22 protein-coding genes and 1 tRNA gene are annotated in these 23599 nt (G+C 44.8%); 14 read left to right on the top strand and 9 right to left on the bottom strand.

Annotation, left to right across the window (positions count from 1 at the left end; all coding sequences use genetic code 11):
• Nucleotides 1-14 precede the first annotated feature (14 nt).
• Nucleotides 15-2798 carry a DUF3536 domain-containing protein gene (locus DSM107010_RS09410; protein ID WP_106166439.1) on the top strand — a complete coding sequence of 928 codons (2784 nt, stop codon included), beginning with the start codon at nt 15-17 and terminating at the stop codon, nt 2796-2798.
• Between the two features lie 168 nt (nt 2799-2966).
• Complete coding sequence (gene bchH / locus DSM107010_RS09405; protein WP_106166440.1) at nt 2967-6773, top strand: magnesium chelatase subunit H; 3807 nt, start codon at nt 2967-2969, stop codon at nt 6771-6773.
• Nucleotides 6774-6852: 79 nt separating this feature from the next.
• Here bchH and DSM107010_RS09400 read toward each other — a convergent pair whose 3' ends face one another.
• Nucleotides 6853-7341: a protein tyrosine phosphatase family protein gene (locus DSM107010_RS09400; protein WP_241994167.1), complete on the bottom strand. Its 489-nt coding sequence runs from the start codon at nt 7339-7341 to the stop codon at nt 6853-6855.
• A 95-nt stretch (nt 7342-7436) separates the two neighbouring features.
• Nucleotides 7437-7880 carry a DUF6220 domain-containing protein gene (locus tag DSM107010_RS09395; RefSeq protein ID WP_106166441.1) on the bottom strand — a complete coding sequence of 148 codons (444 nt, stop codon included), beginning with the start codon at nt 7878-7880 and terminating at the stop codon, nt 7437-7439.
• A gap of 116 nt (nt 7881-7996) precedes the next feature.
• Here DSM107010_RS09395 and DSM107010_RS09390 point away from each other — a divergent pair, with 116 nt between their 5' ends.
• The gene (locus tag DSM107010_RS09390) at nt 7997-8707 is read left to right on the top strand and encodes a LuxR C-terminal-related transcriptional regulator (RefSeq protein ID WP_106166446.1); all 711 of its coding nucleotides are present in this window, start codon (nt 7997-7999) and stop codon (nt 8705-8707) included.
• A gap of 11 nt (nt 8708-8718) precedes the next feature.
• Here the strand turns inward: DSM107010_RS09390 and DSM107010_RS09385 are convergent, their stop codons facing one another.
• A complete protein-coding gene (locus DSM107010_RS09385; RefSeq protein WP_015155206.1) occupies nt 8719-9495 on the bottom strand; it encodes a class II aldolase/adducin family protein in 777 nt (258 codons plus the stop codon).
• A gap of 173 nt (nt 9496-9668) precedes the next feature.
• Here DSM107010_RS09385 and DSM107010_RS09380 point away from each other — a divergent pair, with 173 nt between their 5' ends.
• Both DSM107010_RS09380 and DSM107010_RS09375 read left to right on the top strand, forming a co-directional pair.
• Nucleotides 9669-11312, top strand: coding sequence for an ArnT family glycosyltransferase (locus tag DSM107010_RS09380; protein WP_127022838.1), 1644 nt, complete (start codon nt 9669-9671; stop codon nt 11310-11312).
• A 200-nt stretch (nt 11313-11512) separates the two neighbouring features.
• Entirely contained in the window at nt 11513-12076 is a 564-nt protein-coding gene (locus tag DSM107010_RS09375) for a zinc ribbon domain-containing protein (RefSeq protein WP_015155204.1), read from the top strand.
• 70 nt (nt 12077-12146) lie between these two features.
• Here the strand turns inward: DSM107010_RS09375 and DSM107010_RS09370 are convergent, their stop codons facing one another.
• Nucleotides 12147-12674 carry a DUF3172 domain-containing protein gene (locus DSM107010_RS09370; protein ID WP_015155203.1) on the bottom strand — a complete coding sequence of 176 codons (528 nt, stop codon included), beginning with the start codon at nt 12672-12674 and terminating at the stop codon, nt 12147-12149.
• Between DSM107010_RS09370 and DSM107010_RS40900 the strand changes: the two genes are divergently transcribed.
• Entirely contained in the window at nt 12619-12771 is a 153-nt protein-coding gene (locus DSM107010_RS40900) for a hypothetical protein (protein ID WP_206751819.1), read from the top strand. The two genes, DSM107010_RS09370 and DSM107010_RS40900, sit on opposite strands and share 56 nt — an antisense overlap.
• 87 nt (nt 12772-12858) lie before the next feature.
• Nucleotides 12859-13668 (top strand): ABC transporter permease, encoded by an 810-nt coding sequence (locus tag DSM107010_RS09360; RefSeq protein ID WP_015155202.1) that lies wholly within the window; start codon nt 12859-12861, stop codon nt 13666-13668.
• Nucleotides 13669-13865: 197 nt separating this feature from the next.
• Here DSM107010_RS09360 and DSM107010_RS41155 read toward each other — a convergent pair whose 3' ends face one another.
• Nucleotides 13866-14687 carry a circadian clock KaiB family protein gene (locus DSM107010_RS41155; protein ID WP_015155201.1) on the bottom strand — a complete coding sequence of 274 codons (822 nt, stop codon included), beginning with the start codon at nt 14685-14687 and terminating at the stop codon, nt 13866-13868.
• A 154-nt stretch (nt 14688-14841) separates the two neighbouring features.
• Nucleotides 14842-16230 (bottom strand): type IV pilus twitching motility protein PilT, encoded by a 1389-nt coding sequence (locus DSM107010_RS09350; protein WP_015155200.1) that lies wholly within the window; start codon nt 16228-16230, stop codon nt 14842-14844.
• A 626-nt stretch (nt 16231-16856) separates the two neighbouring features.
• On the opposite strand from DSM107010_RS09350, the gene DSM107010_RS09345 reads away from it, so the two are divergent.
• Nucleotides 16857-17237, top strand: a complete 381-nt coding sequence (locus tag DSM107010_RS09345; protein ID WP_015155199.1) for a hypothetical protein — start codon at nt 16857-16859, stop codon at nt 17235-17237.
• Between the two features lie 107 nt (nt 17238-17344).
• On the opposite strand, the gene DSM107010_RS09340 is transcribed toward DSM107010_RS09345, so the two are convergent.
• Complete coding sequence (locus DSM107010_RS09340; RefSeq protein ID WP_106169146.1) at nt 17345-17725, bottom strand: hypothetical protein; 381 nt, start codon at nt 17723-17725, stop codon at nt 17345-17347.
• 98 nt (nt 17726-17823) lie between these two features.
• Here DSM107010_RS09340 and wecB point away from each other — a divergent pair, with 98 nt between their 5' ends.
• Both wecB and DSM107010_RS09330 read left to right on the top strand, forming a co-directional pair.
• Entirely contained in the window at nt 17824-18924 is a 1101-nt protein-coding gene (gene wecB, locus DSM107010_RS09335; protein ID WP_015155197.1) for a non-hydrolyzing UDP-N-acetylglucosamine 2-epimerase, read from the top strand.
• A gap of 6 nt (nt 18925-18930) precedes the next feature.
• The gene (locus DSM107010_RS09330; protein WP_015155196.1) at nt 18931-19719 is read left to right on the top strand and encodes an SAM hydrolase/SAM-dependent halogenase family protein; all 789 of its coding nucleotides are present in this window, start codon (nt 18931-18933) and stop codon (nt 19717-19719) included.
• A gap of 124 nt (nt 19720-19843) precedes the next feature.
• On the opposite strand, the gene glgA is transcribed toward DSM107010_RS09330, so the two are convergent.
• The gene (glgA, locus tag DSM107010_RS09325) at nt 19844-21322 is read right to left on the bottom strand and encodes a glycogen synthase GlgA (protein WP_015155195.1); all 1479 of its coding nucleotides are present in this window, start codon (nt 21320-21322) and stop codon (nt 19844-19846) included.
• Nucleotides 21323-21837: 515 nt separating this feature from the next.
• On the opposite strand from glgA, the gene DSM107010_RS09320 reads away from it, so the two are divergent.
• Nucleotides 21838-22224 (top strand): hypothetical protein, encoded by a 387-nt coding sequence (locus DSM107010_RS09320; RefSeq protein ID WP_015155194.1) that lies wholly within the window; start codon nt 21838-21840, stop codon nt 22222-22224.
• On the opposite strand, the gene DSM107010_RS42135 is transcribed toward DSM107010_RS09320, so the two are convergent.
• Nucleotides 22213-22344: a hypothetical protein gene (locus DSM107010_RS42135; RefSeq protein WP_256498136.1), complete on the bottom strand. Its 132-nt coding sequence runs from the start codon at nt 22342-22344 to the stop codon at nt 22213-22215. The two genes, DSM107010_RS09320 and DSM107010_RS42135, sit on opposite strands and share 12 nt — an antisense overlap.
• Before the next feature lie 46 nt (nt 22345-22390).
• Between DSM107010_RS42135 and DSM107010_RS09315 the strand changes: the two genes are divergently transcribed.
• The 3 genes from DSM107010_RS09315 (at nt 22391) to DSM107010_RS09305 (ending at nt 23575) form a co-directional block, all read left to right on the top strand.
• On the top strand, nt 22391-23266 hold the full coding sequence (locus DSM107010_RS09315; protein ID WP_015155193.1) for a M48 family metallopeptidase: 876 nt from the start codon (nt 22391-22393) through the stop codon (nt 23264-23266).
• Nucleotides 23245-23328 (top strand) — tRNA-Leu (locus DSM107010_RS09310). Before DSM107010_RS09315 ends, DSM107010_RS09310 begins: the two co-directional genes overlap by 22 nt.
• 37 nt (nt 23329-23365) lie before the next feature.
• The gene (locus tag DSM107010_RS09305; protein WP_106168704.1) at nt 23366-23575 is read left to right on the top strand and encodes a hypothetical protein; all 210 of its coding nucleotides are present in this window, start codon (nt 23366-23368) and stop codon (nt 23573-23575) included.
• The last annotated feature ends 24 nt before the right edge of the window (nt 23576-23599 follow it).

Genomic DNA, 23599 nt, shown 5'->3' with positions numbered 1-23599 from the left:
TGGATATAACTTTCATGACCTCTGCTGCCGATCTTCCAGCTGCTGAATCAAATTTTCCGCTCGATCGCGATGCCAAGCATCAAGTAAGTCTCAATCCCCTGCAAACGGCTACAGGTGTATACGTGACCGTTCACGGTCATTTCTATCAACCACCGCGCGAGAATCCTTACTTAGATGCGATCGAGCGTCAGCCTAGTGCTGCACCCGCTCACGACTGGAACGAACGCATCCACCATGAATGCTATCGTCCAAATGCTTTTGCCAGGGTATTGAACGATCGCGGTGAAGTTTTGGGGATCGTTAATAACTACGAGTATTTCAGCTTCAATTTCGGTTCTACGCTGCTGTCTTGGTTAGAGCGATACGATTTAGAGGTATATCAGCGAATTATTGAAGCAGACCGCAACAGTTGCGCCCGTCTTAACGGTCACGGGAATGCGATCGCTCAAGTTTACAATCACATCATCTTACCTCTAGCTAACGAACGAGACAAATACACTCAAATCCGCTGGGGTATAGAAGATTTCCGCTCTCGTTTTGGACGCGATCCTGAAGGGATGTGGTTGGCGGAAACTGCGGTAGACTATCCCACCTTAGAGGCTTTGGTAGCAGAGGGAATTCGCTTCATTATCCTCGCTCCCTCCCAAGCCCAACGCTGTCGGACGATCCCCACAGACGAACAACCAGTAACCCAGTGGCACGAAGTCGGAGGCAGCCAGATCGATCCCACTCGTCCTTATCGTTGCTTTCTCGAAGGGGTGAGGAGTGAGGAGCGAGGAGCGAGGGGACAAGGAAGCAGAGGGGCAGAGGAGCAGAGGAGCAGAGGAGAAAAACAGCCCGACTCCCGACTCCCTCTTCCCGACTCCCGCCCATATATCGATATTTTCTTCTACGATGGTCCAATTTCGCGGGATATGGGTTTTAGCGATGCACTCAGCAATTCCCATCACTTTATCGGACGGATGGGACTGGCAATTCGCGGGGATCGCCGTCCCGCACAGTTAATTTCTGTTGCTACAGATGGTGAAACTTTCGGACATCACAAAGGTGGTACGGAAAAAACCTTCGCCTATGCCTTTACAGAAGAATTTTCCCGCCGAGGTTGGACGGTAACGAACTACGCCCATTATCTCAGCCTCGATCCGCCAACCTGGGAAGTAGAACTCAAACCCGTCACTGCTTGGAGTTGTTCGCATGGTGTAGACCGCTGGCAAGATGATTGTGGTTGCGGTGGTGGTGGTGAGTGGCATCAAAAATGGCGGCGACCCCTACGCAACGCCCTTGATTGGCTGCGCGATCGCTTAATTGATGTTTACGAAACTGCTGCTAAAAGTTTATTCTGCGATCCCTGGTTAGCACGGGATGAATATATTCAAGTCATTCGCGATCGCTCGGTGGCTAACGTTCAACGCTTTCTCTCTCGCCATCAATCCCATTCGCTGACGGACTCAGAACGAGTCGATGCCCTGCGGTTGTTGGAAATGCAGCGTCATGCCTTGTTAATGTATACGAGTTGCGGTTGGTTCTTTGAAGAAATTTCCCGTCCCGAAGGCACGCAAATTTTGCGTTATGCTGCTAGAGCTTTGGAACTTGCCGAAGATGTAGCAGGCGTGCAACTGGAAAAAGAATTTATCAACCGTCTCAGCCTTGCCCCTAGTAATGTCGAGTTTTTCGGTCATGGGGCGGAAGTTTACCGACAGTTGGTGTTAACTGCTCAAGTTAACTTTCAGCAAATTGCCGCTCAATATGCCATTACGTCCTTATTTAGGAAACAGGAGATCGGCTCTAACGGTCAACGCTCAACGGTCAACAGCCAACTGGATCGCTTTTCTACAACCCACTGCCCGCTGCCTACTCCGCATATCTACTGCTATACAGTCAATCAGCTAGACTACCAATGGCAGCGCGTCGGTACGCTGACTCTAGCCGTAGGGCAATTGGAACTCACCTCAGAAATTACCTGGGAGAAGGAGGAGTTGGTGTTTGCCGTGTTGCATCTCGGTGGCTGGGATTTTCATTGCTGCATTCAGCCATTTACAGGGCGGCGATCGTACAACCAGATGAAAGAGCAAGTGTTTGAGTCTTTGCAACAAGCTAGCGCTGCCCATACAATTCAGAAGATGATTCAAATATTTGGCGATCGCTCGTTCAATTTGCAAGATTTAATTGCAGAAGAACGTCACCGGATCGTCCAGATGTTAAGTCAGGAAAGCTTGACACGGTTAGATTTGCTCTACACCCAAGTTTACCGCGATAATTATGGGGTACTCATGGCTTACCACCGCGATTACTTACCCGTACCCCAAGAATTGCAAGTTGCGGCTGAGATTGCTTTGGGTAGTCGCTGTTTAGATTTGGTGCGATCGCTATGTGAAGAAATTGGGGATCGCGACACTTGGGAACACTGGGCAGAATTAGAAGCAGTCGCTACAGAAGCTAACTTGTTACGCTGTCAGTTGAAGTTACCAGAAGTTAAACAGAGTCTAGAACAGCTGATGCTGCGATCGCTCTGGCAACTATTACACGGTAATGTTGCTGTAGAGGACATTCAAAAAATCGAGCGTTCAATCGATATCGGTTGTCAGCTCAATCTCGGTTTATCATTGGCGCGCGTCCAAGAAGTTTACTGCCGCTGTCTGCACAGTCAAATTATCCCGCAGTGTCTCCAAACTCTTGACGGTGACACAGAAAGTCGAAATGGCGATCGTCTTTGGGATCTGACTCAACTGCGCTATCTATTGAGGTTGGGGCAGAAATTATCTGTAGATGTTGGCGGCTGGTTGGATCGAATTGGGTAGTGGCGAGATTGAGATAAGATGGCATACATTGGTAGGGGCGCACAGCTGTGCGCCCCTACTACAGGTCTTGTATCTCATCCGGTTGAAAATCACGATCGAAGATCGCATCTCTACCCAGGCAAGAAATTTCTCCTTAAGATCGAAGTAGAAATTTCTTGACATCTGGGCATGAAGCGCATAGTACTGATCGCTGGGTTTGAATCTTTCAACGCTGACTTGTACCGCCAAGCGGCAGATTTGGCACGTTCCCGCTGCCCAGAATTAGAAATTTGCGTATTTAGCGATCGCGATATTTCTACCAAACCTACAGAAATAGAGGCTGCACTCGATAACGCTGATGTTTTCTTCGGTAGCTTGCTATTTGACTACGATCAAGTTTTGTGGTTGCGCGATCGCCTCACCGCGATCCCAATTCGCTTGGTATTTGAGTCAGCCTTGGAATTAATGAGTTTAACCAAACTCGGTGCATTTGCGATCGGTGACAAACCCAAAGGAATGCCCAAGCCAGTTAAATTTATTCTGGATAAATTTAGTCAAGGACGAGAAGAAGACCGACTCGCAGGATATATTAGCTTTTTAAAAGTGGGACCAAAACTATTAAAATACGTCCCAGTTCAAAAAGTGCAAGACTTACGCAACTGGCTAGTTATCTACGGCTATTGGAATGCGGGTGGATCGGATAATGTTGCGGCACTATTTTGGACGCTAGCCGAAAAATATTTAGGGTTAAGAATAGGCGATATTCCTCCCCCGATCGAAACACCCAATATGGGGTTATTACACCCCGATTATTCAGGCTTTTTCACCTCACCCCGCGAATATATAAATTGGTATCAAAAATGTAGAGAGGTTACATGTAACGTCTCTACACAACCAATTGTTGGAATTCTACTCTACCGCAAACACGTCATCACCAAACAACCTTATATTCCTCAATTAATTCGCTATTTTGAACGGGCAGGATTAATCCCTTTACCAATTTTTATTAACGGTGTAGAAGGACACGTTGCAGTCAGAGATTGGATGACGACAACTTATGAAACCGCACAAAGACAGCTAGGAAATGTCGAAACTCCTTCTTTATCGAGTGAAGCTGTTACAGTCGATGCAATCGTTTCTACTATTGGCTTTCCTTTGGTAGGTGGTCCGGCGGGTTCGATGGAAGCTGGACGACAGGTAGAAGTTGCTACGCGCATTCTCAGCGCCAAGAACGTACCCTATATCGTTGCTGCACCACTCTTAATTCAAGACATCCATTCTTGGACGCGCCAAGGAATCGGGGGCTTGCAAAGTGTCGTATTATATGCACTACCAGAACTCGACGGCGCGATCGATACCGTGCCTTTGGGTGGCTTGGTGGGAGAAAAGATCTATCTGATCCCCGAACGAGTCCAGCGTTTGGTAGCAAGGTTGCACAAATGGATTGTTTTGCGTCAGAAATCTGCGGCTGAAAGGAAAATAGCCATTATTCTCTATGGTTTTCCCCCTGGTTACGGAGCTACAGGGACGGCAGCCTTATTAAATGTACCGCGATCGCTGTTGAAATTACTTCAAACTTTAAAAGATCGAGGCTATACCGTTGGAGATTTACCAGAAGACGGGGAAGAATTGATCCGATGGGTAAAACAGGCAGATGAAAATATTCCTGTAGGGGCGCACAGCCGTGCGCCCCTACAATCTATCGTTCCAACCGATGCGCCCCTACAAAATACCGTTCCCACGCAGAGGTTAGAAAAATGGCTTGGTTACTTGCAAACATCTCGAATTGAGAAACATTGGAAATCTCTATCTAGCAGCGGTATTAAGACTTACGGCGATGAGTTATTTGTAGGTGGAGTACAGTTAGGTAATGTTTGGATTGGCGTACAACCGCCTTTAGGTATTCCTGGCGATCCGATGCGGTTGATGTTCGATCGCGATTTAACTCCCCATCCTCAATATGCAGCTTACTACAAATGGTTGCAGCAAGAATTTCAAGCGGATGCAGTGATTCATTTTGGAATGCATGGGACGGTGGAATGGTTGCCTGGTTCTCCTTTGGGAAACACAGGCTATTCTTGGTCGGATATTTTGTTAGGCAATCTGCCCAATTTGTATATTTATGCCGCGAATAATCCCTCTGAGTCAATTTTGGCAAAGCGGCGGGGATACGGGACGATTATTTCTCATAACGTTCCTCCTTACGGTCGGGCAGGCTTATACAAAGAGTTAGTAGCGTTGCGCGATTTGATTGCTGAATATCGCGAAGATCCAGAGAAGAACTATGCTTTGAAAGAAGCAATTTGTAAGAAAATTGTAGATACGGGAATTAATACAGATTGTCCCTTGACAGAAGCAAAGCATTTAGGGATTGCTTTTACTTCTGAGAACGCCCGGTTATTTAGTAAAGTTGTCTTCGATCGCTATTTATTACAGGTATACGAGTATTTACAAGTATTAGAGAACCGCCTATTTTCCAGCGGATTGCACGTTTTAGGAGAACCGCCCAGTGGAGAACAATTAGCAAGTTATCTGCAAGCATATTTTGGCGAAGAATTATCAGCAGATGTGGTAGACGCGATCGCAAATGGGAAAATTGTAGGGGCGGGTTTAGCCCAAGATTCACAGCCAAAACGAGACGGCTTTCCTCAAAACCCGCCCGTCAATGCGATCGCACAATTAGAAGAAGCGTTACAAATCCGCGATTTATTGATGCAAACGGATGAGGAATTAACCAATTTACTACGCGGACTCAATGGTGAGTACATCCCTCCTGCACCTGGAGGCGATCTGTTGCGGGATGGTATGGGTGTGTTACCTACAGGACGCAACATTCACGCTTTAGATCCCTACAGAATGCCTTCACCTGCGGCATATGAAAGAGGAAAGGCGATCGCGCAAAATATTATCAGCCAACATCTACAAGAACATGGGGCATATCCCGAAACCGTGGCGGTGATGTTATGGGGACTGGATGCAATTAAAACGCGGGGCGAGTCTTTAGGAATTTTACTGGAATTAGTCGGCGCGGAACCCATCAAGGAAGGTACGGGGCGAATCGTCCGTTATGGATTGAAGCCGCTTGCCCAAGTGGGACATCCTCGAATTGACGTGTTAGGAAATCTTTCCGGCATATTTCGCGATAGCTTTGTCAACATTATCGAATTACTCGACGATCTATTCCAACGGGCAGCTATGGCTGAGGAATCGGAAACAGAAAATTTCATCCGCAAGCACTATTTAGCCTTGCAAGCACAGGGTGTAGAAAATCCATCGGCGCGGCTATTTTCCAATCCAGCAGGCGATTTCGGTTCGATGGTGAACGAACGAGTCACGGATGGAAATTGGGAATCGGGGGATGAGTTAGGCAATACTTGGCGCGATCGCAATGTATTTAGTTATGGTAGACAAGATAAGGGACGGGCTAGACCGGAAGTCTTGACGCAATTATTGCAAAAGTGCGATCGCATCGTTCAAGAAATCGATTCTGTCGAATACGGTCTGACGGATATTCAAGAATACTATGCTAATACGGGTGGTTTGAAAAAGGCAGCGGAAAAGCAGCGAGGGAAAAAAGTAACTGCGAGTTTTGTCGAAAGTTTTTCTCAGGATACGACACCGCGTAATTTGGACGATTTACTCAGAATGGAATATCGTACAAAATTACTCAACCCGAAATGGGCGGAGGCAATGGTAAATCAAGGTTCGGGAGGTGCGTTTGAAATTTCTCAACGCATGACAGCTTTAATTGGTTGGGGTGGGACTGCCGATTTTACCGATGATTGGGTCTATGACCAAGCCGCAGATACTTACGTTCTTGATGCAGAGATGGCAGAAAAGTTACGCAAGGCAAATCCCGAAGCTTTTCGTAATATTGTTGGTAGAGCGATCGAAGCACACGGACGCGGTTTTTGGAATGCAGATCCTGAAAAGTTAGAAAAGTTGCGTCAGATGTATGAAATGACCGAAAATGAATTGGAAGGAGTGAACAGTTAGTAGAATTTGTAGGGGCAGGTTTTGTTGAAGATCCCTGTACCATCGCCAATCATTTTGCGGTGCAACTACCAACTACCTATTACCCATTACCCATGACCTCTTTCATAAATCGCTGCCAAGTATCATCAGGAACCCAAAGTTTGTGTAAGTCTTTTTGTGCTTCTTCTTCATCTATGTTTTGATAAATTCGTCGATAGAGATACATAAATGCAGAAACGCGAAAGTTACCCGCACAGTGGACAAAAACAGGGCGATCGCTATTAGCTTGCATGACTTGAGCAAAGCGATCGAAGTCTTCTAAAGTTGGTTTATTCCAAATGACGGGAATGTGAACGTACTCCATACCCAGAGACTCCACAAATGCTGCTTCGTTCGGTAATGTAGTTTCAAATTTTTCGAGTGGAGCAAGATTAATTAGCACTTGATAACCCGCTTCTTTAATTGCTGCTATTTGTGACTCAGTTGGTTGTCCTGATGTAGCAATTAAATCTGAAATTTGGAGATAATTAAAAATATCTTCAAGTTTCTCGCCCATGACATTCACACCTAAGTTTGTACTAACAACCATTTTCAGAAGACTGTAAATAGTCTTTACTGGATTTGTTATTCTCATATGTTCTAGAACATGTCTATTTAAGTTACGAACACTCGTGAAGGTAGTCATTAATCATGTGTCAAAGCAGTCTCTTCCACATTAGACTTAGTAGATAAAATGCGCCAAACATGATGAACTAAGATTGTGGATGCAGAAAATAACGCGAATCCAAACAAGGGATGAAGTACACCTAAAGGTAAGGGTGACTTCAGATGAATCGTGAGAAATTGTAACCCCAGCAATATTGGCATACTTGTTGTCAAACTCCGCACTCGACGCGGATATGGAATTAGGTACACCCACACCAATAAAACTAAAGACAATCCACTGTAACCACGCACCAGCCAAACATGAACATTCCACCATTGAGGATTGTAAAAGTAGGCAAGTCCAACGGTTAACACTTGGATAGTCAGGCAAAGGTTGAAAAGTACTGCTACTATGTAAAAACCCATTTGAGTCCAGCGCCGAGATGCTGTCGGTGCAAAGTTGAAGTTAGAACTTAATGCCATGCTAAAGTTTTCTCTGAGGGTGAATTGACAAAAGATTGACTGTCACTGAAGTTAAGATAATATTGCTCTCCCAATTGCATCTAGTCCTCGATCGGGTACAGTTTGCACTCACAATGATGAGAGATTCTTTACAATCTTTATTTACGGCGATCGCTCAGGCGCAAAATCTTCCAGAAGTACACCAGCGTGTCATGGTAACAGTCAGCGAGTACTTTGCAGCCCGCCGCTGTAGGCTATTTTTCTTTGATGAACTTTCCTCTGTCGATCCCAAGTGGCAAGGTATTCTCAAATTCGCTACATCGGTAGAATACAATCCAGTTTTACGCTACTTGGTCGAACACCACGCACCCGTACATGAAGCATTAGTCGTGTCACCTAAAGCCTGGAGAGCAATTTGTCCCCGCGCCGATCATTGGCATGTCATGACAGGACCAATTGTCTGCAACAGCCAGCTAGTGGGTGGAATTGGATTGACTCGCGAACGGGGCAATCTTGCCTTTACCACTCAAGATTTAACCGATCTGGGTGCAATTTGTTTGCATTTATCTACTCGCATGGCAACAATGCGATCGCCTTCTGTTAGCTGCCATTTAGAGATAGATCGATCTAAATCCAGCGCTGACAATTCTCTTCGTCTTACGCCGCGTGAAATTCAAATAGCCGATTTAGTGGCTCAAGGATTGACAAATGCCGAAATTGGCACGCAACTTTGGATTACTGAAAATTCTGTCAAACAAGCGCTCAAACGTATATTTCGCAAATTGAATGTCTCATCCCGCGCTCAAATGGTGGCACAATTACAAAATGCCCTATCTAGGGCATTCTGATGGCTGAGTTGCTAGTCATCAAGCGAGTCGGGTTCTTGCTGCACAATTCTGTCATACAGCGGTTGAAAGCTAAACCAGCCGATATGGTGAGAACCTACTTGGCTGTGGGCAGTACTTGCTTGTTGAGGATCGATGACGCGAGGCATACCAGCGGCTTCTGCCATGAGTTGCGCTTGACAGGAACGATCCATTGTAATGAACCACCAAGCTGCTTCGTCTACTGTTTCTCCTACAGTCAGTAAACCGTGATTTCTCAGAATAATGGCTTTGTTTTGTCCTAGAGTTTGGGCAATGCGTTTGCCTTCGGCTGGATCGAGTACGACTCCGGTATAGTCGTCAAATAAGCTGTGGTCTTGGTAGAAAGCACAAGCATCCTGAGTGAGGGGATCGAGGAGGCGACCGAGGCTAGACCAGCTTTTACCGTAGAGAGAGTGGGCGTGGGCGGCGGCGACGATATCGGGACGGGCGGCGTGAATTTGAGAATGGATGGCGAAGGCGGCTGCGTTAACTGGTTTGTTGCCTTCTACAACTTCACCTTTGTCGTTGACGAGAATCAAATCTCGCGCGCGAATCTGTCCGAAGTGCATTCCAAAGGGATTGACCCAAAAGCAATTGCGGTATTCAGGATCGCGGACTGTGATGTGTCCGGCGATACCCTCATCAAAGCCGTAGCGAGAGAAGAGGCGGAAAGCAACCGCTAAGCGTTGTTTGCGATCGCGACGTTCTTCTGCAACTGTGGCAAAAGTTCGCGGTACTGGCATCTGAGGAATTGATGTGGATACTGTCATGCGATCGCCTCCTTTATTTATAGCCATACCCGCACAAATTAACTAACTCTATTTTACCGTTCAGAAACAATTTATTAGTGTATTTCTCAATCTTTTGTATAGAAAATTACAGAGATTTTAAACCTACATGGGATATTTTTGATCTAACTTTTTTGGAAAAGTATTAGCTTTGATTGTTCCTTGTAATTCGAGCTCGGCTATTTTTTCGACTAAATCTTATTAATTTCAGAATGAATATGAGATTAAAGCAAGTCAAACAGATAGATTTATTAGTTTGTATAGGCTTTACGATTTTAGTTTTTCTCTTACGGTTGCCAGCCTTCTTTGAGTTTGGGATCAACAACAACGGTGATGAAGGTTTGTACTTTTTGATAGCCAGAGATTTTCTGGCGGGTAAACTTCCTTATACAGAAATTTGGGACAACAAACCCATTGGGATATACCTAATTTATTGTCTGGGTATAATTCTATTCGGCAATTCAGTTTTTTCAACAGCTATTATGGCTTGTTTGGCTGTTGCACTGACCTGCTTTCTCTTATATAAGTTTGGTACATTACTGGGTAACGGTCAGCGTCAACTTGGATTAATAGCAGGTTTGCTTTACGCTACTTTTTCAACAGGGAACGATGAACTTGCCGCTAATACAGAAATATTTTTTGCCGTTTTTACCACATTCTCATTTTACCAGTTATTTCAAATAAATACTGAGGGTTCAGTGCGCCGCAATTTCCTACGGCTATTTACTATTGGTTTGGCAATGGGAATAGCACTATCAATTAAGCAAGTCGTGATATTTGAGTTCATTGCTATTGTAATTTTAACGGCGATCGCTTTGCGGTTTTTGCCACCAAAAACTAAAAAGTATCGATTCAAACACCTTTGGCGAAGCTACGTGTTTCTGCTTTCTGGTTTTATCCTTCCTACTATCTTAATCGCAGTTTATTTTTGGATTAACGGTCACTTCAACGATTATGTATCTGCTAATTTCACAGCTAACTTATTGCGTGTCACTGGTGAGAGAGTGACATTGGCAAGCTTGGCATCGGGATTGACAATTCAAATTAAGAGGAACTTATTTCTATTATTGGGTTTATTCGCAACACCTCTTTATATGAGAACAATTGGTAGAAATAACTTAGGCGAGAATAAAAAGCTAGTTTATATACTTGTGTGGATATTTGCAGCCATTCTTGGTGTTTCTTCTCCTAAAAGCTTTTATGCAAACTATTTTATTCAAGTTTTACCTTCTTTGGCTTTGTTAAATGCTTATTTAATTAACAATATAGTTTTAAAAATCAATAAATTTACGAATTTTAAAAACATTCTTTTATTGACTTTCATCTTAGTAACGCCGATATTTAATAATTTATATCCTCAAATTCAACTCAGCGGAAAGTATATATACTTTCGCGGTATTAAAGGAATAGAAGATTGGGGAAACACTCCCTCTGCAATTGCTCGATACTTGAATCAAAGAGTGAGTTCTACAGATTATATATATGTCTTTAACTATCACGCAGTAATTTACTGCTTAGTACCAGCTCAAGTACCAACTAGATATGCGTTTCCTCTATTTATCACCACAAAACTAGCAAAAATCACCGGTCAAGATCCGGCTAGAGAGCTAGATACAATTATGGCAAAAAAACCACTTTATGCGATCGTGTCTAGCGATCGCACTGAAAATAAAAATATTTTAGATAGAATGAAAAACTATCTTCGACAAAACTACAAGCTGGAAAAAACTTTTGTGGATCTAGAAAGGGAAATTCCAGGAAGAGAAAGATTACAGATTCAGCTCTATAGAAGAGTGTAGCGAGAAGAGAATTCAAAAGTCAAAAGTCAAAAGTCAAAATTGGGACAAGGGAAACACAATCAAGTCACGAGTCACGAGTCACGAGTAATGCCCTCTACTCCCTGCTCCCTGTTAACTGATAAATGTTAAGCGATCGCTCTTTAACTGCAAGAAGATTAGATAATAATAGTAATTAGGAATTAATCAGTAAAGAGGTTCTCATGGCTTACGTATGCGAGATTGGCACGGGTCAAAGAGCCTACCTCGACAATCAAGGTAAGCAAACAATTGTGACTACTGCTAGTAGTAGCCTCGGACAGCAGCAACAATCGAGTCAAAGTTTTGTGACGGGAAGTTGGACAGCATCCCCAGAATCATTCCGAAATGCTAGCGGTGTAGTCGTCAAAATTACGACTAGTCAGGGACAATACTTTATCCAAATCCAGGGTAATAGTATGGGCATGATGGCTGAATCTCCTTCACTTCAAGGCGCTCAACAAATTCAACTACAGCAGGTCGATTATATTCCTACCTCATTGATGCCACCGATGGAGCCGATGAAACCGATGGAGCCAATGGAGCCGATGAAACCGATGGAGCCAATGAAGCCTATGAAAATGGGTGACATGGAAATGAGTATGAATCCAATGCAAATGCGCATGGGTAACATGGAACTGCGCATGGATAAAGCAGTCTCAGGTACGCACCGCTTTTGCAGTCAGTGCGGTACAGAAGTCAGTCCGAGCGATCGCTTCTGTTCTGCTTGCGGACATCGCTTGCAGTAATTCATTAGTTTTAGGGGGCGTACAGCTAGCTGTACGCCCCCATAAATACCCTATTAGCCTTTTTTAGCTTTTAGAATTGTTCGGTCTGACCAGGCGTACCGCCAGATTGCGTCAGATAGAAATTCTTGGCTCCGTCATTTTGATAAACGCAATTAATTTCTGGAGAAGTGCCTAAATCTCCCGTAAAACCAAACGTATTCATTCGGTTTTTGCAATCTCGCACTTGTTCGTTAGTCACTAATTTACGGTCTTCTAAAAGATTCCAGCTGTTGGTTCTCAGCACGCAACCTGGGCGCATACTAGGCTGAGATACATACACGTTGAAGGGGTTGAGAGAAACAAATAGTCTAGTATCCATGACCATTGCACTAGCGCCATACTGCACGCACAGATCGGCATTAGGTGCGGCGCGATCGATAAACTCGCGAGAGGCAACGTTTCGAGTATCGGTAATTGTCGTGGAACTAAAAGCAATGCCAATACCAATTCCTAAGATCAACACAGCCGCCAGTACCATAACCGAAAGGTAATTAAAGGCAGTTTTGACTGGTGAAGACTTCGGAGCAGGTGCAGTTCTAGTAGTAGCTTTACGTCTCATCGTTGATAGGGGTGTAGGGTGTAGGGATAAGAAAGACTTAGGGACGAGGGAGACAAGGGGGACAAGGGGGACAAGGGGGACAAGGAAGAAATTCTAGCCACTAGTCACTCTCTTTCCCAGCTTCCCGATCCCTGATTTTTCATAAAATTAAGAAGTATGAATTCGTAGTTCGGACTCAAAGTAAGTGGATTTTCAAGTTGGCACGTTAAAAGCAAGAAAGAGTTATCTACAAACCCTGATAGCAGATAGTTTAACGATATTTTGGGGCGATTGGCTAGAATTACGAGTGCGGATTGCCCAAGTTGCTGCTTCAGGCTTAGTGTCGCCCTTGATTTATATTTTGGCGTTTGGTCTGGGTTTGGGAAGTTCGTTGCCCAAGCCTGCTGTAGGTGATAGCTATCTAGAGTTTATCTTGCCTGGAATGGCGGCGCTATCGTCCATGACCATTAGCTTTGGTGGCACGACATTTTCAATTTGTGGCGATCGCCTATTTGCCAAAACCTTTGAGGAATTGCTCTTAGTCCCCGTTCATCCCCTTGCCTTACACATGGGTAAAATGCTAGCTGGAGTTGTGAGGGGGTTAATGACTTCAGCGGCGGTGGTTTTAGTGGCGGCGATCTTTACTGGTAAGGTTTGGAGTTTTCTCAATCCCTTGTTCTGGCTGCTGTTAATTTTGAACTGTGCTGTATTTGCCGGGTTGGGGGTAATAGTTGGGTTAAAGGTGCGATCGCTCGAAAGCGTAGGTTTGGTTAACAACTTTCTCATCGTGCCAATGTCATTCCTGGGAGCCACATTTTTCGAGCCTGGGACGCTACCAGGTTTCCTCAAAGTGGTTGTTTACCTTTTACCACTAACCTACACCAGTATTGGGCTAAGAGCGGCTGCGTATTTACCACTATCGCAGTTTCCTTGGTATAGCATTCTTGTTTTATTCATAGTCGCGATCGCCTTATCTCTTTACGGTGCTTACTTGTTCTCCCACCAGCAGGATTAGTCAGGGAGCGCACGAGCAGTGAAGAATCGGGTGTGGGGTGTAGGGTGTGGGGTGTGGGGTGTAGTGAGTGGTGCGCGATCGCTTCTGACTTGTGACTTGTGACTTGTCTTGCTCCCTCAGCAACCTTGCGCTCCCGATCGCTCCCTCAGCTCTCTTCTCTCCCTTGTCCCCCTTGTCTCCCTGGTCTCCCTGGTCTCCTATAATTCCGGCGATATCAGCAATTTCAAAATCTTAGCCGTGTTATCTAAGTCACCTACGAGTCTTCGGACTGGGTGAGGCCACGCTCTGACTAAAGTAGGGGTAGCAGAAACTTGATATAGTTCGGCTTGCTCTGGATGTTTAAAGACATCGACAACTTTTAAGGTGTAAGGATGGCGTAGCGATTGTTCTAGCAGCTGATGTAAAGTCTGAAGGATTCGCTCGGTATTTACACTGTGTCCCGCTACAAATAAGCGCAGCACGTAACCTAGCTTTTCGGAATATTGAGATTCTGCTGGGGTTGCCTCTGTAGCTGTAACTGTGGTTTCTATTTCCGGTGCTTTTAGCTCCGTCTGAGAGAAATTAGCAGTCGCATCATATCTCATATGTGGGGTAGCAGTGGATGGATCGAACCGCACGATCAAACCACGATCGTCCCACAATTGGGGAAAACAAGCGCGATAGGTAGCTAATGCGATCGGATCGCAAAATTCTTCCGACCAAGGAGCTGCCTGCCACACTAATTCTCCGACATCAAAAACTGCATTGAGTAATGCCTGATGGCGCATCACTAATGGATAAGCTTCAGCAAAGGTTTGGATGTGCTGAGTCTGTGGATCTAACCAACAATCTAGCGTTGCTGTGTAGCAAGGAACGAGAAAGTGGGGTGGCTCTGGCAGTCCTAGTATTTGTTGTAGCTCCATGCATAACTGTAAATGCCAGCGCTGCTGTTTAGAGCGATCGATACAATAAATCAGATCCCCCCCCGGCGTAAACAGGGCGATGCCTTTAAATACTTGGAGCGATTTGGAATGACTCAATTTTAGCGGGGGTTAGAGTAAGGACAAGAGAGACGAGGGAGAACAAAAGAGACAAGGGGGACAAGGAAGCAGAGGAGCAATTCAAAATGAGCAATCCAAAATTCAAAATCTAAAATTTCCCTCACTCCTCACTCCTCACTCCTCACCCCTCTTCCTAGACTCGACCTCTGAGGGTCATAGCCATTTCATTGGGTTTGGGTGAGGCTTCTAGGGCTGTTTCTTCCGTGATTCGTCCTTGTTCGTATAGCTGATACAAAGACTGGTTCATGGTACACATACCCTCGAAGCCACAACGAGGAATAATTGCCTCTATTTCTTCAACCTGATTACGTATAATGTAATCTTTAATTGCGTCTGTATTAATCATAATTTCGTGTACGGCTGCTCGTTTGCTATCTGTAGTACGAACTAAGCTTTGAGCGATGACTGCTACGAGCGATTCAGCCACCTGAATTCGCATGGGTCCCTGTTCTTCGGGATTGTAAAGGTTCAAGATCCGTTCGATAGTTTTTACAGCGCTGTTTGTGTGCAACGTACCAAATACTAAGTGTCCGGTTTGTGCTGCTTTGAGGGCTGTGTTCACTGTCTCGCGATCGCGCATTTCCCCAATCAGAATGATATCTGGGTCTTCTCGCAAGGATGCTTTGAGGGCGTTATCGAATTTTAATGTATGAATTCCTACTTCCCGTTGCTTGATCAACGACTTTTGACTAACATGCACGAATTCAACTGGATCTTCAATTGAAATGATATTCTTCGGCATCGTCTTGTTGATAAAGTCGATCATTGCTGCCATCGTGGTAGACTTACCCGAACCTGTCGGTCCCGTCACCAAAATTAATCCTTTGTGGTAGTGGCATAGATCTCTAAATACCTGTGGCAAATTCAGTTGTTCCATTGTTAAGATTTTTAACGGAATCAGCCGCAGTACCATTGCTGGACCATTCAGAGCAACAAAAATATTGATCCGTACCCGCACCAATCCTTCATATTGGGTTGCACCGTCAAATTCTAAATCTTCTTTGAATTGCTCGATTTGCCGATCGCTCAGAATTTCTCGCAGCCAACTGAAAAAAATCTCTTCGTCGATCGGGGGATGATCGGTAAGTATAATTTGACCGCGATCGCGAAAGCGCGGTACTTCACCTACTCCTAAATGTAAGTCGGAAATACCGCGATCGTATGCTTCTCGTACCAATTGTTCTAATGTAGGCGCGTTACTAATTTTACTTTGTCTGGGACGGACAGCACTAGGTGGTGCTGGTCTAGGTACGTTGAGACGAGGACTTGTAGATGGTAAGGGTAACGGTTCTTCCGGCGGATTCACCGCTACATGAGTGCTGGGTATCGGCTGGATTGGCTGCGTCGAATTCACCCCTGTCACATTCACCGCTACATGGGTGCTGGGTATCGGCTGGATTGGCTGCGTCGAACTCACCACTCCCGTATCTCCACTGGAATTCATTCGCTGCGGTGGTGGTGGTATGGGAGGAACGCGGGGTGCGGGAGGTGGATAATTTGGCTGACGTTGGGGTTCTGTCATATGCCTCAAGTCTGTGTGATTACACGTTTAGTTTTCCCCTAATCAGTTATCAGTTATTCAGTGACTAGAGACTGGTGACTAGTGACTAGATGAAGAATTCAGCCACTGGCTACTAGCCACTTGTGACTCACTATTCACTAGTTATAAAAATTCAGTTATAAAAATTCATGAACTTGCTTTGAGGATAGTTTTAATCTAACGATTATCAAAATGAGGAATTAAGGTGGGCGATCGCTTTCTTTTTGGTCAATAAGTCTGGGAGGAATTATGAGAAACCACCACTGTATTTATACGAAATGTTAAGCCAATAAGGGTGCGATCGTTTTCTGGATTGACTCGTGGTTCTGCTTCACAAAAGATTTATCGCTCGATCTTTGTGAAAGCTAGTATCTAAAAGACTTTGAGGTTATATATCTCAAGATAGATGTTGTGACTTGCAAAGCATTTTCATATGCTTTTCCGTTCGGATTTATAAACAGAAATTATCTAGTGTAAAGATTAATAACTATCCGATCATCTTATCTATGGGTATCTGTATACTAATTTTCAATAGGGCTTAACTGGCTCCGACTCGGCGTACAGAATTTTACAAATTTGAATTTTTGCATTGACTTTGGAGAGAAACTATGGCTTTAACTCAAAGCTCCAATTTAGGGACATCTTCTTCTTTATTTACACTCAAAAGCTTTTTAATCTGGAGTTTCACATTAGCAGTTTGTTTGCTCGTTGTGGGCTTTCCTTTAGTCGTTTTGATGGCTACAGTAGCCTTCTTGTTGTCGATGGTACTGCAATCTGTGATGCCAGTAAGTGCGGTTTTATTAGTAGCAGGAAGTGTAATTGGTTTCAACGTTTTGGCAGTGCTGATTGGAGCTAGCATGTTGACTTTGAAAGGAATTCACCCACATGAAGTTAAATGGTTGAGCTGGCTGCATGGCGAGGCAGATGACATTGATACTTCCGTCTATGCAGCTTGTCCTTTGACCTGCGATACGGAGCCAAAGTTCTAGCGGAAGCTAAGTTTATTTCATCCAAATAATGCATCTGCCCAGTGACCAGCTGGGTTTTTTCATTTTTGTAGAGCTGTCGATAAGTAGCTAACGATATACTATCGGGTCTATTGGGAATAACCTTGTCTTTTATAAGCAAAATAACGATTTAAATCTTTGCTACTTGCCATATAGACCGGAATAATAGCGCTAAGAACGATCGCGATCGAACTTCCAACGATCGAAATAGTAGAAAGCCTTGAACTCAGTGCCACAATCACTACGATTAGACTGACAACAAACAAACTACAGATACCAATTAGAAGCCATTTTGCCCATTTTCGCCCCTGCATCACAAAATACATCACGACAATTGTTAGTAAGATACGACCGATAGCCCACCTGTCCCGTACTGCGATCGCTAATGTAACGTCTAAAATGCAGAGTAGTAAAAACATAGCGAGTAATTTATTTCGAGCTTGCATAGCTGCTCGGTCGAGCTGAGTCATGGTTTTTGTAGTAAGGGTAAGACATTGATATTTACTGTACGATAAATGACCGTTGACCAATTACCATTGACCAATGAACCACTAGCAAAACCAGCTCAATGAAAAAAGTCTGCATTATCTTAGGCACTCGCCCAGAAGCAATTAAGCTAGCACCAGTGATTCAGGTGTTTCAACGCGCACCTCAGTTTGATACCCAAGTTGTTCTAACCGGACAGCATCGAGAAATGGTTGCTCAAGTCATGCAACTATTCAACCTTAAGGCAGATGCAGATTTGGAAATTATGCAATCGCAACAATCTCTGAGCGATATTACTTGTCGCAGTCTGCGAGGATTGGAAACCCTGTTTGAACAGCAGCAGCCGGACTTAGTTTTAGTTCAAGGGGACACTACTACGGCTTTTGCAGCTGCTTTGGCAGCATTCTATCAAAAAATTCCGGTAGGACATGTAGAGGCGGGACTGAGAACAGACAATATATACGATCCATATCCAGAGGAAGCAAATCGCAGATTGATTTCTCAGTTGGCACATTTGCACTTTGCCCCCACGCCGCAAGCAGTAGAGAATTTGCAACGTTCTGGCGTTTTAGGAGAAATTCATCAAACGGGTAATACGGTCATTGACGCATTGCTATCGGTAGCAGAACAGCAACCAGCTTGTCAGATCGATGGTTTAGAGTGGGACAAATATAGAGTTTTATTAACTACAGTGCATCGGCGAGAAAACTGGGGCGAACCGCTTCAGGGAATTGCCCAAGGTTTTTTGCAGATACTAGAAAAGTTTGAGGATACAGCTTTATTGTTGCCATTGCATCGCAATCCGATCGTGCGCGAACCGCTACAAGAGATTTTAGGTCAGCATCCGAGAGTCTTCTTGACAGATCCGCTAGATTATGGAGAATTAGTAGGGGCGATCCAGCGATCGCACTTGCTGTTAACTGATTCTGGTGGTTTGCAAGAAGAAGCACCGAGTTTGGGTAAACCAGTTTTGGTCTTGCGTAAAACGACAGAAAGACCTGAAGCAGTGACGGCTGGAACGGCAAAATTGATTGGAACTCAAACGGCAGAAATCGTGATGGCGGCGGCTGAGTTGTTAAGTAACCCAACTGCATACGAAAAAATGGCAACAGCTATTAATCCTTTTGGAGACGGACACGCAGCGGAACGAATCTTACAGGCTGTGACCAATTACATATGCTAATAACTTATGCAAATTAACCTGATTGCAGATTATGGAAATGGCGACCCAGCTTTTGCTGAAGTTACCCAACGGCTATTGATGTCGTTACCAACAGCGCAAATTCATTGGGTTTCCGTACCACCATTCAGCACGCTAGCCACTGGCTTTTGGGTGGCTCAACTCGGACTAAATCCCGGTACAGCAGAAAGGCTAATTTATCATAATTGTGCGCCGCGCCAGGACGACGCACAACCCAGGAAAGACAATGAAGGGGAGGGACTGACATACGTACTGTTACCCAACAACGTCAAAGTTGTGGGAGTTAATGCAGGTTATACTCTGTCTTTCATTAAGTCGGCAGCACAGACGATCAAAATTGTCAAGGTTTCTCGCGGCGGTTCGCAATTTCGATCGCGAGACGTATTTCCTCAAGCAGCAGCAGCGATCGCCTCTGACGATCTGAGTTTGTTAGGCGACGAGTTAGATCCGCAGCAGATTCCCGACCCACCAAGCGATCGCGTGGCGTGGATCGATGGCTACGGTAACATTAAAACCACCATTTCCGCCGATCGCGTCAACTTAGAACCAGAAACTAAGGTAACGATTCGAGTAGGGGATACGGTCAGCGATGCGGTGTATTCGGATGGTAGCTTCCGCGTTCCCGAAGGGACGTTGGCTTTTGCGCCAGGGAGTTCTGGCTGGCAAGATCCGAATGGAAAGCAGATTCGTTGGATGGAATTATTTCTACGTGGGGGCAATGCTTGGGAGAGATTCGGCAGACCTCGGATCGATCGCGTCGTGACTTATAGCAAGTAATGGGTAATGGGTAATGGGTAATGGGTAATTGGTCGTATTACTGTAGGGGCGGGTTTTTCAAAGATCTCTGTCAATTACGAAGAGATTGAAAAACCCGCCCTCAAAGGATTGACTGGGTAAGCAATTATTGATGCCGAATGCGATCGTAAATTTTCAGATATTCCGTGCCTGGATGGTTCCAAGAGTAGTCGTATGCCATGCCTTGTAGGGCAAGCTGGCGAAACTCTTGAGGATGGTTGTACCACAAACCAATCGCCCGATCCATTGCCGATTCTAAAGCACCGTAATCGGTCTGATAGAAGACGTAACCGTTACGTTCTTCTGGAGATTTGTTGGGATCGTAGTCGCGATCGAACACCGTATTGACCAGCCCGCCAACTCCGCGCACGATCGGTACAGTACCGTATTTCATCCCAATTGTCTGCGTCAATCCGCAAGGTTCGTAATTACTGGGGACGAGAATCATATCAGCGCCAGCATAGATGAGGTGAGATAATTCTTCGTTAAAACCGAGTTCTAAATGGCAGTCGGGGTTATCGTTTAAAAAGTTTTTCTCATGTTTGAAATGAGCGTTGATTCCTGGTTCTGTCGCCGAACCTAGTAAGACGAACTGCGCTTCTCTCTGGAGAGCATAATAGATCGCGTGATGGACGAGGTGAACCCCTTTTTGATTATCTAATCGACCGATGTAGGCAATAACTGGTTTTTTTGGTTCGTCGCGCAGTAAAAGCCGTTCTCGCAAAGCTTTTTTGTTATAGACTTTTTGCTCAAAATCGTCTGAGCTGTAGTTAAAAGGTATGTATCGGTCTACTTCTGGATTCCAGAAATCGTAATCAATACCGTTGAGAATGCCGCTAAATTTATCTTGATGCTGGTGTAGGGTATGACCTAGACCACTGCCAACTTCTGTATAATGAGCTTCCCAAGCATGGTTAGGTGATACAGTCGTGACGGCGTTAGAGTAGACAATCCCCCCTTTCATCAGGTTGATGGCAAAGGGATTGAAATTATCTTGTAGCTTGTCGTATTGGAAGTAATACTCTGCCTGATTCAGTCCTGTTGCTTGTAAGACTTCGTTTCCAGCAATCCCTTGGTGTTTGAAGTTGTGGATCGTGTAACAAACTCGTTGGTTCCCCATGCCATGATATTTGTAGATTTCATACAGCATCACGGGTACTAGCCCTGTTTGCCAGTCGTGACAATGAATCACATCGGGGCGCTTATTACTCTGGTGCAGAAACTCTAAAGCGGCTTTGCTGAAAAAAGCAAATCGCATATTGTCATCATTACAACCGTAATAGCAGCCGCGATTGAAGAAGTCATCTTGAGAATGCGGTTCGATAAAGAAACAAACTCGCCCGTGTACCCAACCACAGTAGACAGAACAGTGAACTCTACCGTCGTACCAAGGAACCCATAAGTCGCGGTAGGCATCGTGCAATCCCCATATGTGGTCGTAGCGCATACAATCATATTTGGGCAGGATCAGCTCGACACTGTTTCCCCGAATCTCTAATTCCCGACTCAGCCCGTAGACGACATCGCCTAAGCCGCCTGCTTTGATAACGGGAGCGCATTCAGAGGCAATTTGCACGACATACATCTTTAACTTTCTCCTCGCTTAACAGCTTAATAAAAGTTCATTTTTATATTTCATCCATTATATGAAAAATGTACTCATTGACAATAGCTGACGTAAGTGATAGCTAATCGTGTTTTAGTCGTGGTGATTGTTATAGGGTTTTGGAGAGTTGCCAGTTGACGGGAAATGTCACTCTCCGCACATGATGGCTTGTACTGAAAGAACAGTTAATAAAAATGTAAGGTATCGTCATACATTTCTCTCGATAGATAGAAGACAGCTTTTTCCGATTTTTTGAAGTAAAATTTTGTGAAAATGTTTGAACCAAGTTAACAATTACTGATTTACTAATAGCCAGGAAAATACAGAATAAGCTAGGCTGAAACTGAGCCACAATTAGCACTTCTGCATGATTGAATGCGATCGCCTGCCTTCATTGATATTAAAAGTTGAGCGAGATAAAAAATGTGGCAGATGTGACGCAAAGTTGGTAAAAAAATCTCAAAAATGTTGGTAAGTAGTATGGAAATTAAGTTATGAAACTGATTTACAACAAAGAAAAACCAACCGCAATTGAAAAGGCTGAAATTGAAAATACCTTAATTGAGATGTGCGATCCTCAAACGAGGGCTTTGTTACGTCTGGCTGTAGATTTTAACGTTTGGTCTTGCGAACAATCCAACCGCCCTAAGCTGATGGTACACTGCAAAAGCCGCGAAGTGACGGCAGCAATCGGTTCCAGGCAAGAGATCCTCAAAAAACTACTTCAGCGCATCCTCGGTTGCGAGGTGACAATGGAAATTTACTACAACATTCCTGAAGGACTCGTGTACTTCGACACTGAAGGCGCAGTTGCACCCGCGAAATGGTATCTTTGCAATCGCAAAGATTGCGGTTCGATGAAAATTCCTCTACCGGATTGAATTGGTAATGGGTAGTTGGTAGTTGGTAGTTGCATAGCGATCGCTGACAACTGAATTCGCTATACTGACTGTGAGATGTTGACTGCGATGTTGCTGATGACAGCGGGTCGGCGATCGCATCTACTTTATTACCTTTTATTACTCTACAAACTGGTTCGCAATACTCATGTCTTCTCTCAAGACGCAGTTAGTTGGGCTTAAAGCAGATTCTTTTCGTCATCCTTTAGACTTAGAAGCAACTAAAGCACTCAAACAAATTCCTGGTGTCGATTTGTTGGTGCGAAATTTATTGGGACAGTTGGCAGAACAATTTTTCTATATTGAAAATATTGCCTCAAGTATTCTGGTGAGCGATCGCCAATTACCGCAATATCATCAACTGTTAATAGAAGCGTGTCGGGTTTTGGATCTGGAACCGCCGCAGTTGTATGTCAGACAGCACCCAGTCCCCAATGCTTACACTTTTGCTATGCGGGGCAAACAGCCATTTATTGTCATGCACACTTCACTGATCGATCTGCTGACACCAGAGGAAGTGCAGGCGGTGATTGCTCACGAATTGGGTCATCTCAAATGCGACCACGGGGTCTATTTGACGTTAGTGAATTTGATTGTCCTCGCAGCCGGACAACTGCCTAATGTGGGTCAGTTACTCGTCCAAACCCTACAGGCGCAACTATTAGAATGGGTACGCTGTGCTGAGTTTACCTGCGATCGCGCTGCCTTGCTAGCCACTCAAGACCCCAAAGTTGTGATGTCGATATTGATGAAACTCGCTGGTGGTTCTCCCGTTCTGGCTTCCCAGCTCAATCTCGATGCTTTTATCGAGCAAGCGCGCGCTTACGACAATATTAGCAATACTGAAATTGGCGAAATGCTGAAATCGGCTCACTCCTCTCAACTCACCCATCCCGTGCCAGTCTTACGCGCTAGAGAGATCGATCGCTGGGCATCTAGTCGCGAATATCAAAACTTGTTAGAAAATACAAAAATAGATTACAATGGTAAAGCTGAAAAAAAGGGCGGGTGGCGAAACTGGTAGACGCACTTGACTCAAAATCAAGCGGGCTTAAACCCATAGGAGTTCGATTCTCCTCCTGCCCATCAGCACAATACCAGAAAAGCTGCAAAGGAGCAGAGTATGCGACTCAAACGATGGGAGTCGCCCCGTCGCGAAGGTAGAAACGACAAAGGTAGAGGCGGTGCGGCAAGAGCCAGACAACTGAAGAAGCAGGCGCAGATGATGCGTCAAAAGTTAAAAGAAGGCGACCGAGCCGAAAATAATCAAAATAACCGCAAGAAAGAGGGGAAGGACAATAAAAATCCTTCCCCTCTTTTTTTAAATATGTAGGGGCGCACAGCTGTGCGCCCCTAC

It is taken from the genome of Chroococcidiopsis cubana SAG 39.79, from assembly GCF_003991895.1.
GTDB lineage: Bacteria > Cyanobacteriota > Cyanobacteriia > Cyanobacteriales > Chroococcidiopsidaceae > Chroococcidiopsis > Chroococcidiopsis thermalis.
This window is presented reverse-complemented; position numbering and strand designations above follow the sequence as displayed.

Bases quoted from the DNA above. Each gene is read 5' to 3' on its own strand.
- DSM107010_RS09305 (WP_106168704.1), top strand. From the start codon at position 23,366: ATGCGACTCAAACGATGGGAGTCGCCCCGTCGCGAAGGTAGAAACGAC.
- DSM107010_RS09370 (WP_015155203.1), bottom strand. From the start codon at position 12,674: ATGAGACGTAAAGCTACTACTAGAACTGCACCTGCTCCGAAGTCTTCA.
- DSM107010_RS09315 (WP_015155193.1), top strand. From the start codon at position 22,391: ATGTCTTCTCTCAAGACGCAGTTAGTTGGGCTTAAAGCAGATTCTTTT.
- wecB (WP_015155197.1), top strand. From the start codon at position 17,824: ATGAAAAAAGTCTGCATTATCTTAGGCACTCGCCCAGAAGCAATTAAG.
- DSM107010_RS09375 (WP_015155204.1), top strand. From the start codon at position 11,513: ATGGCTTACGTATGCGAGATTGGCACGGGTCAAAGAGCCTACCTCGAC.
- DSM107010_RS09330 (WP_015155196.1), top strand. From the start codon at position 18,931: ATGCAAATTAACCTGATTGCAGATTATGGAAATGGCGACCCAGCTTTT.
- DSM107010_RS09395 (WP_106166441.1), bottom strand. From the start codon at position 7,880: ATGGCATTAAGTTCTAACTTCAACTTTGCACCGACAGCATCTCGGCGC.
- DSM107010_RS09350 (WP_015155200.1), bottom strand. From the start codon at position 16,230: ATGACAGAACCCCAACGTCAGCCAAATTATCCACCTCCCGCACCCCGC.
- DSM107010_RS09340 (WP_106169146.1), bottom strand. From the start codon at position 17,725: ATGACTCAGCTCGACCGAGCAGCTATGCAAGCTCGAAATAAATTACTC.
- DSM107010_RS09320 (WP_015155194.1), top strand. From the start codon at position 21,838: ATGAAACTGATTTACAACAAAGAAAAACCAACCGCAATTGAAAAGGCT.
- DSM107010_RS09390 (WP_106166446.1), top strand. From the start codon at position 7,997: ATGAGAGATTCTTTACAATCTTTATTTACGGCGATCGCTCAGGCGCAA.
- DSM107010_RS09410 (WP_106166439.1), top strand. From the start codon at position 15: ATGACCTCTGCTGCCGATCTTCCAGCTGCTGAATCAAATTTTCCGCTC.
- DSM107010_RS42135 (WP_256498136.1), bottom strand. From the start codon at position 22,344: ATGCGATCGCCGACCCGCTGTCATCAGCAACATCGCAGTCAACATCTC.
- DSM107010_RS09400 (WP_241994167.1), bottom strand. From the start codon at position 7,341: ATGGTTGTTAGTACAAACTTAGGTGTGAATGTCATGGGCGAGAAACTT.
- bchH (WP_106166440.1), top strand. From the start codon at position 2,967: ATGAAGCGCATAGTACTGATCGCTGGGTTTGAATCTTTCAACGCTGAC.
- DSM107010_RS09345 (WP_015155199.1), top strand. From the start codon at position 16,857: ATGGCTTTAACTCAAAGCTCCAATTTAGGGACATCTTCTTCTTTATTT.
- DSM107010_RS09385 (WP_015155206.1), bottom strand. From the start codon at position 9,495: ATGACAGTATCCACATCAATTCCTCAGATGCCAGTACCGCGAACTTTT.
- glgA (WP_015155195.1), bottom strand. From the start codon at position 21,322: ATGTATGTCGTGCAAATTGCCTCTGAATGCGCTCCCGTTATCAAAGCA.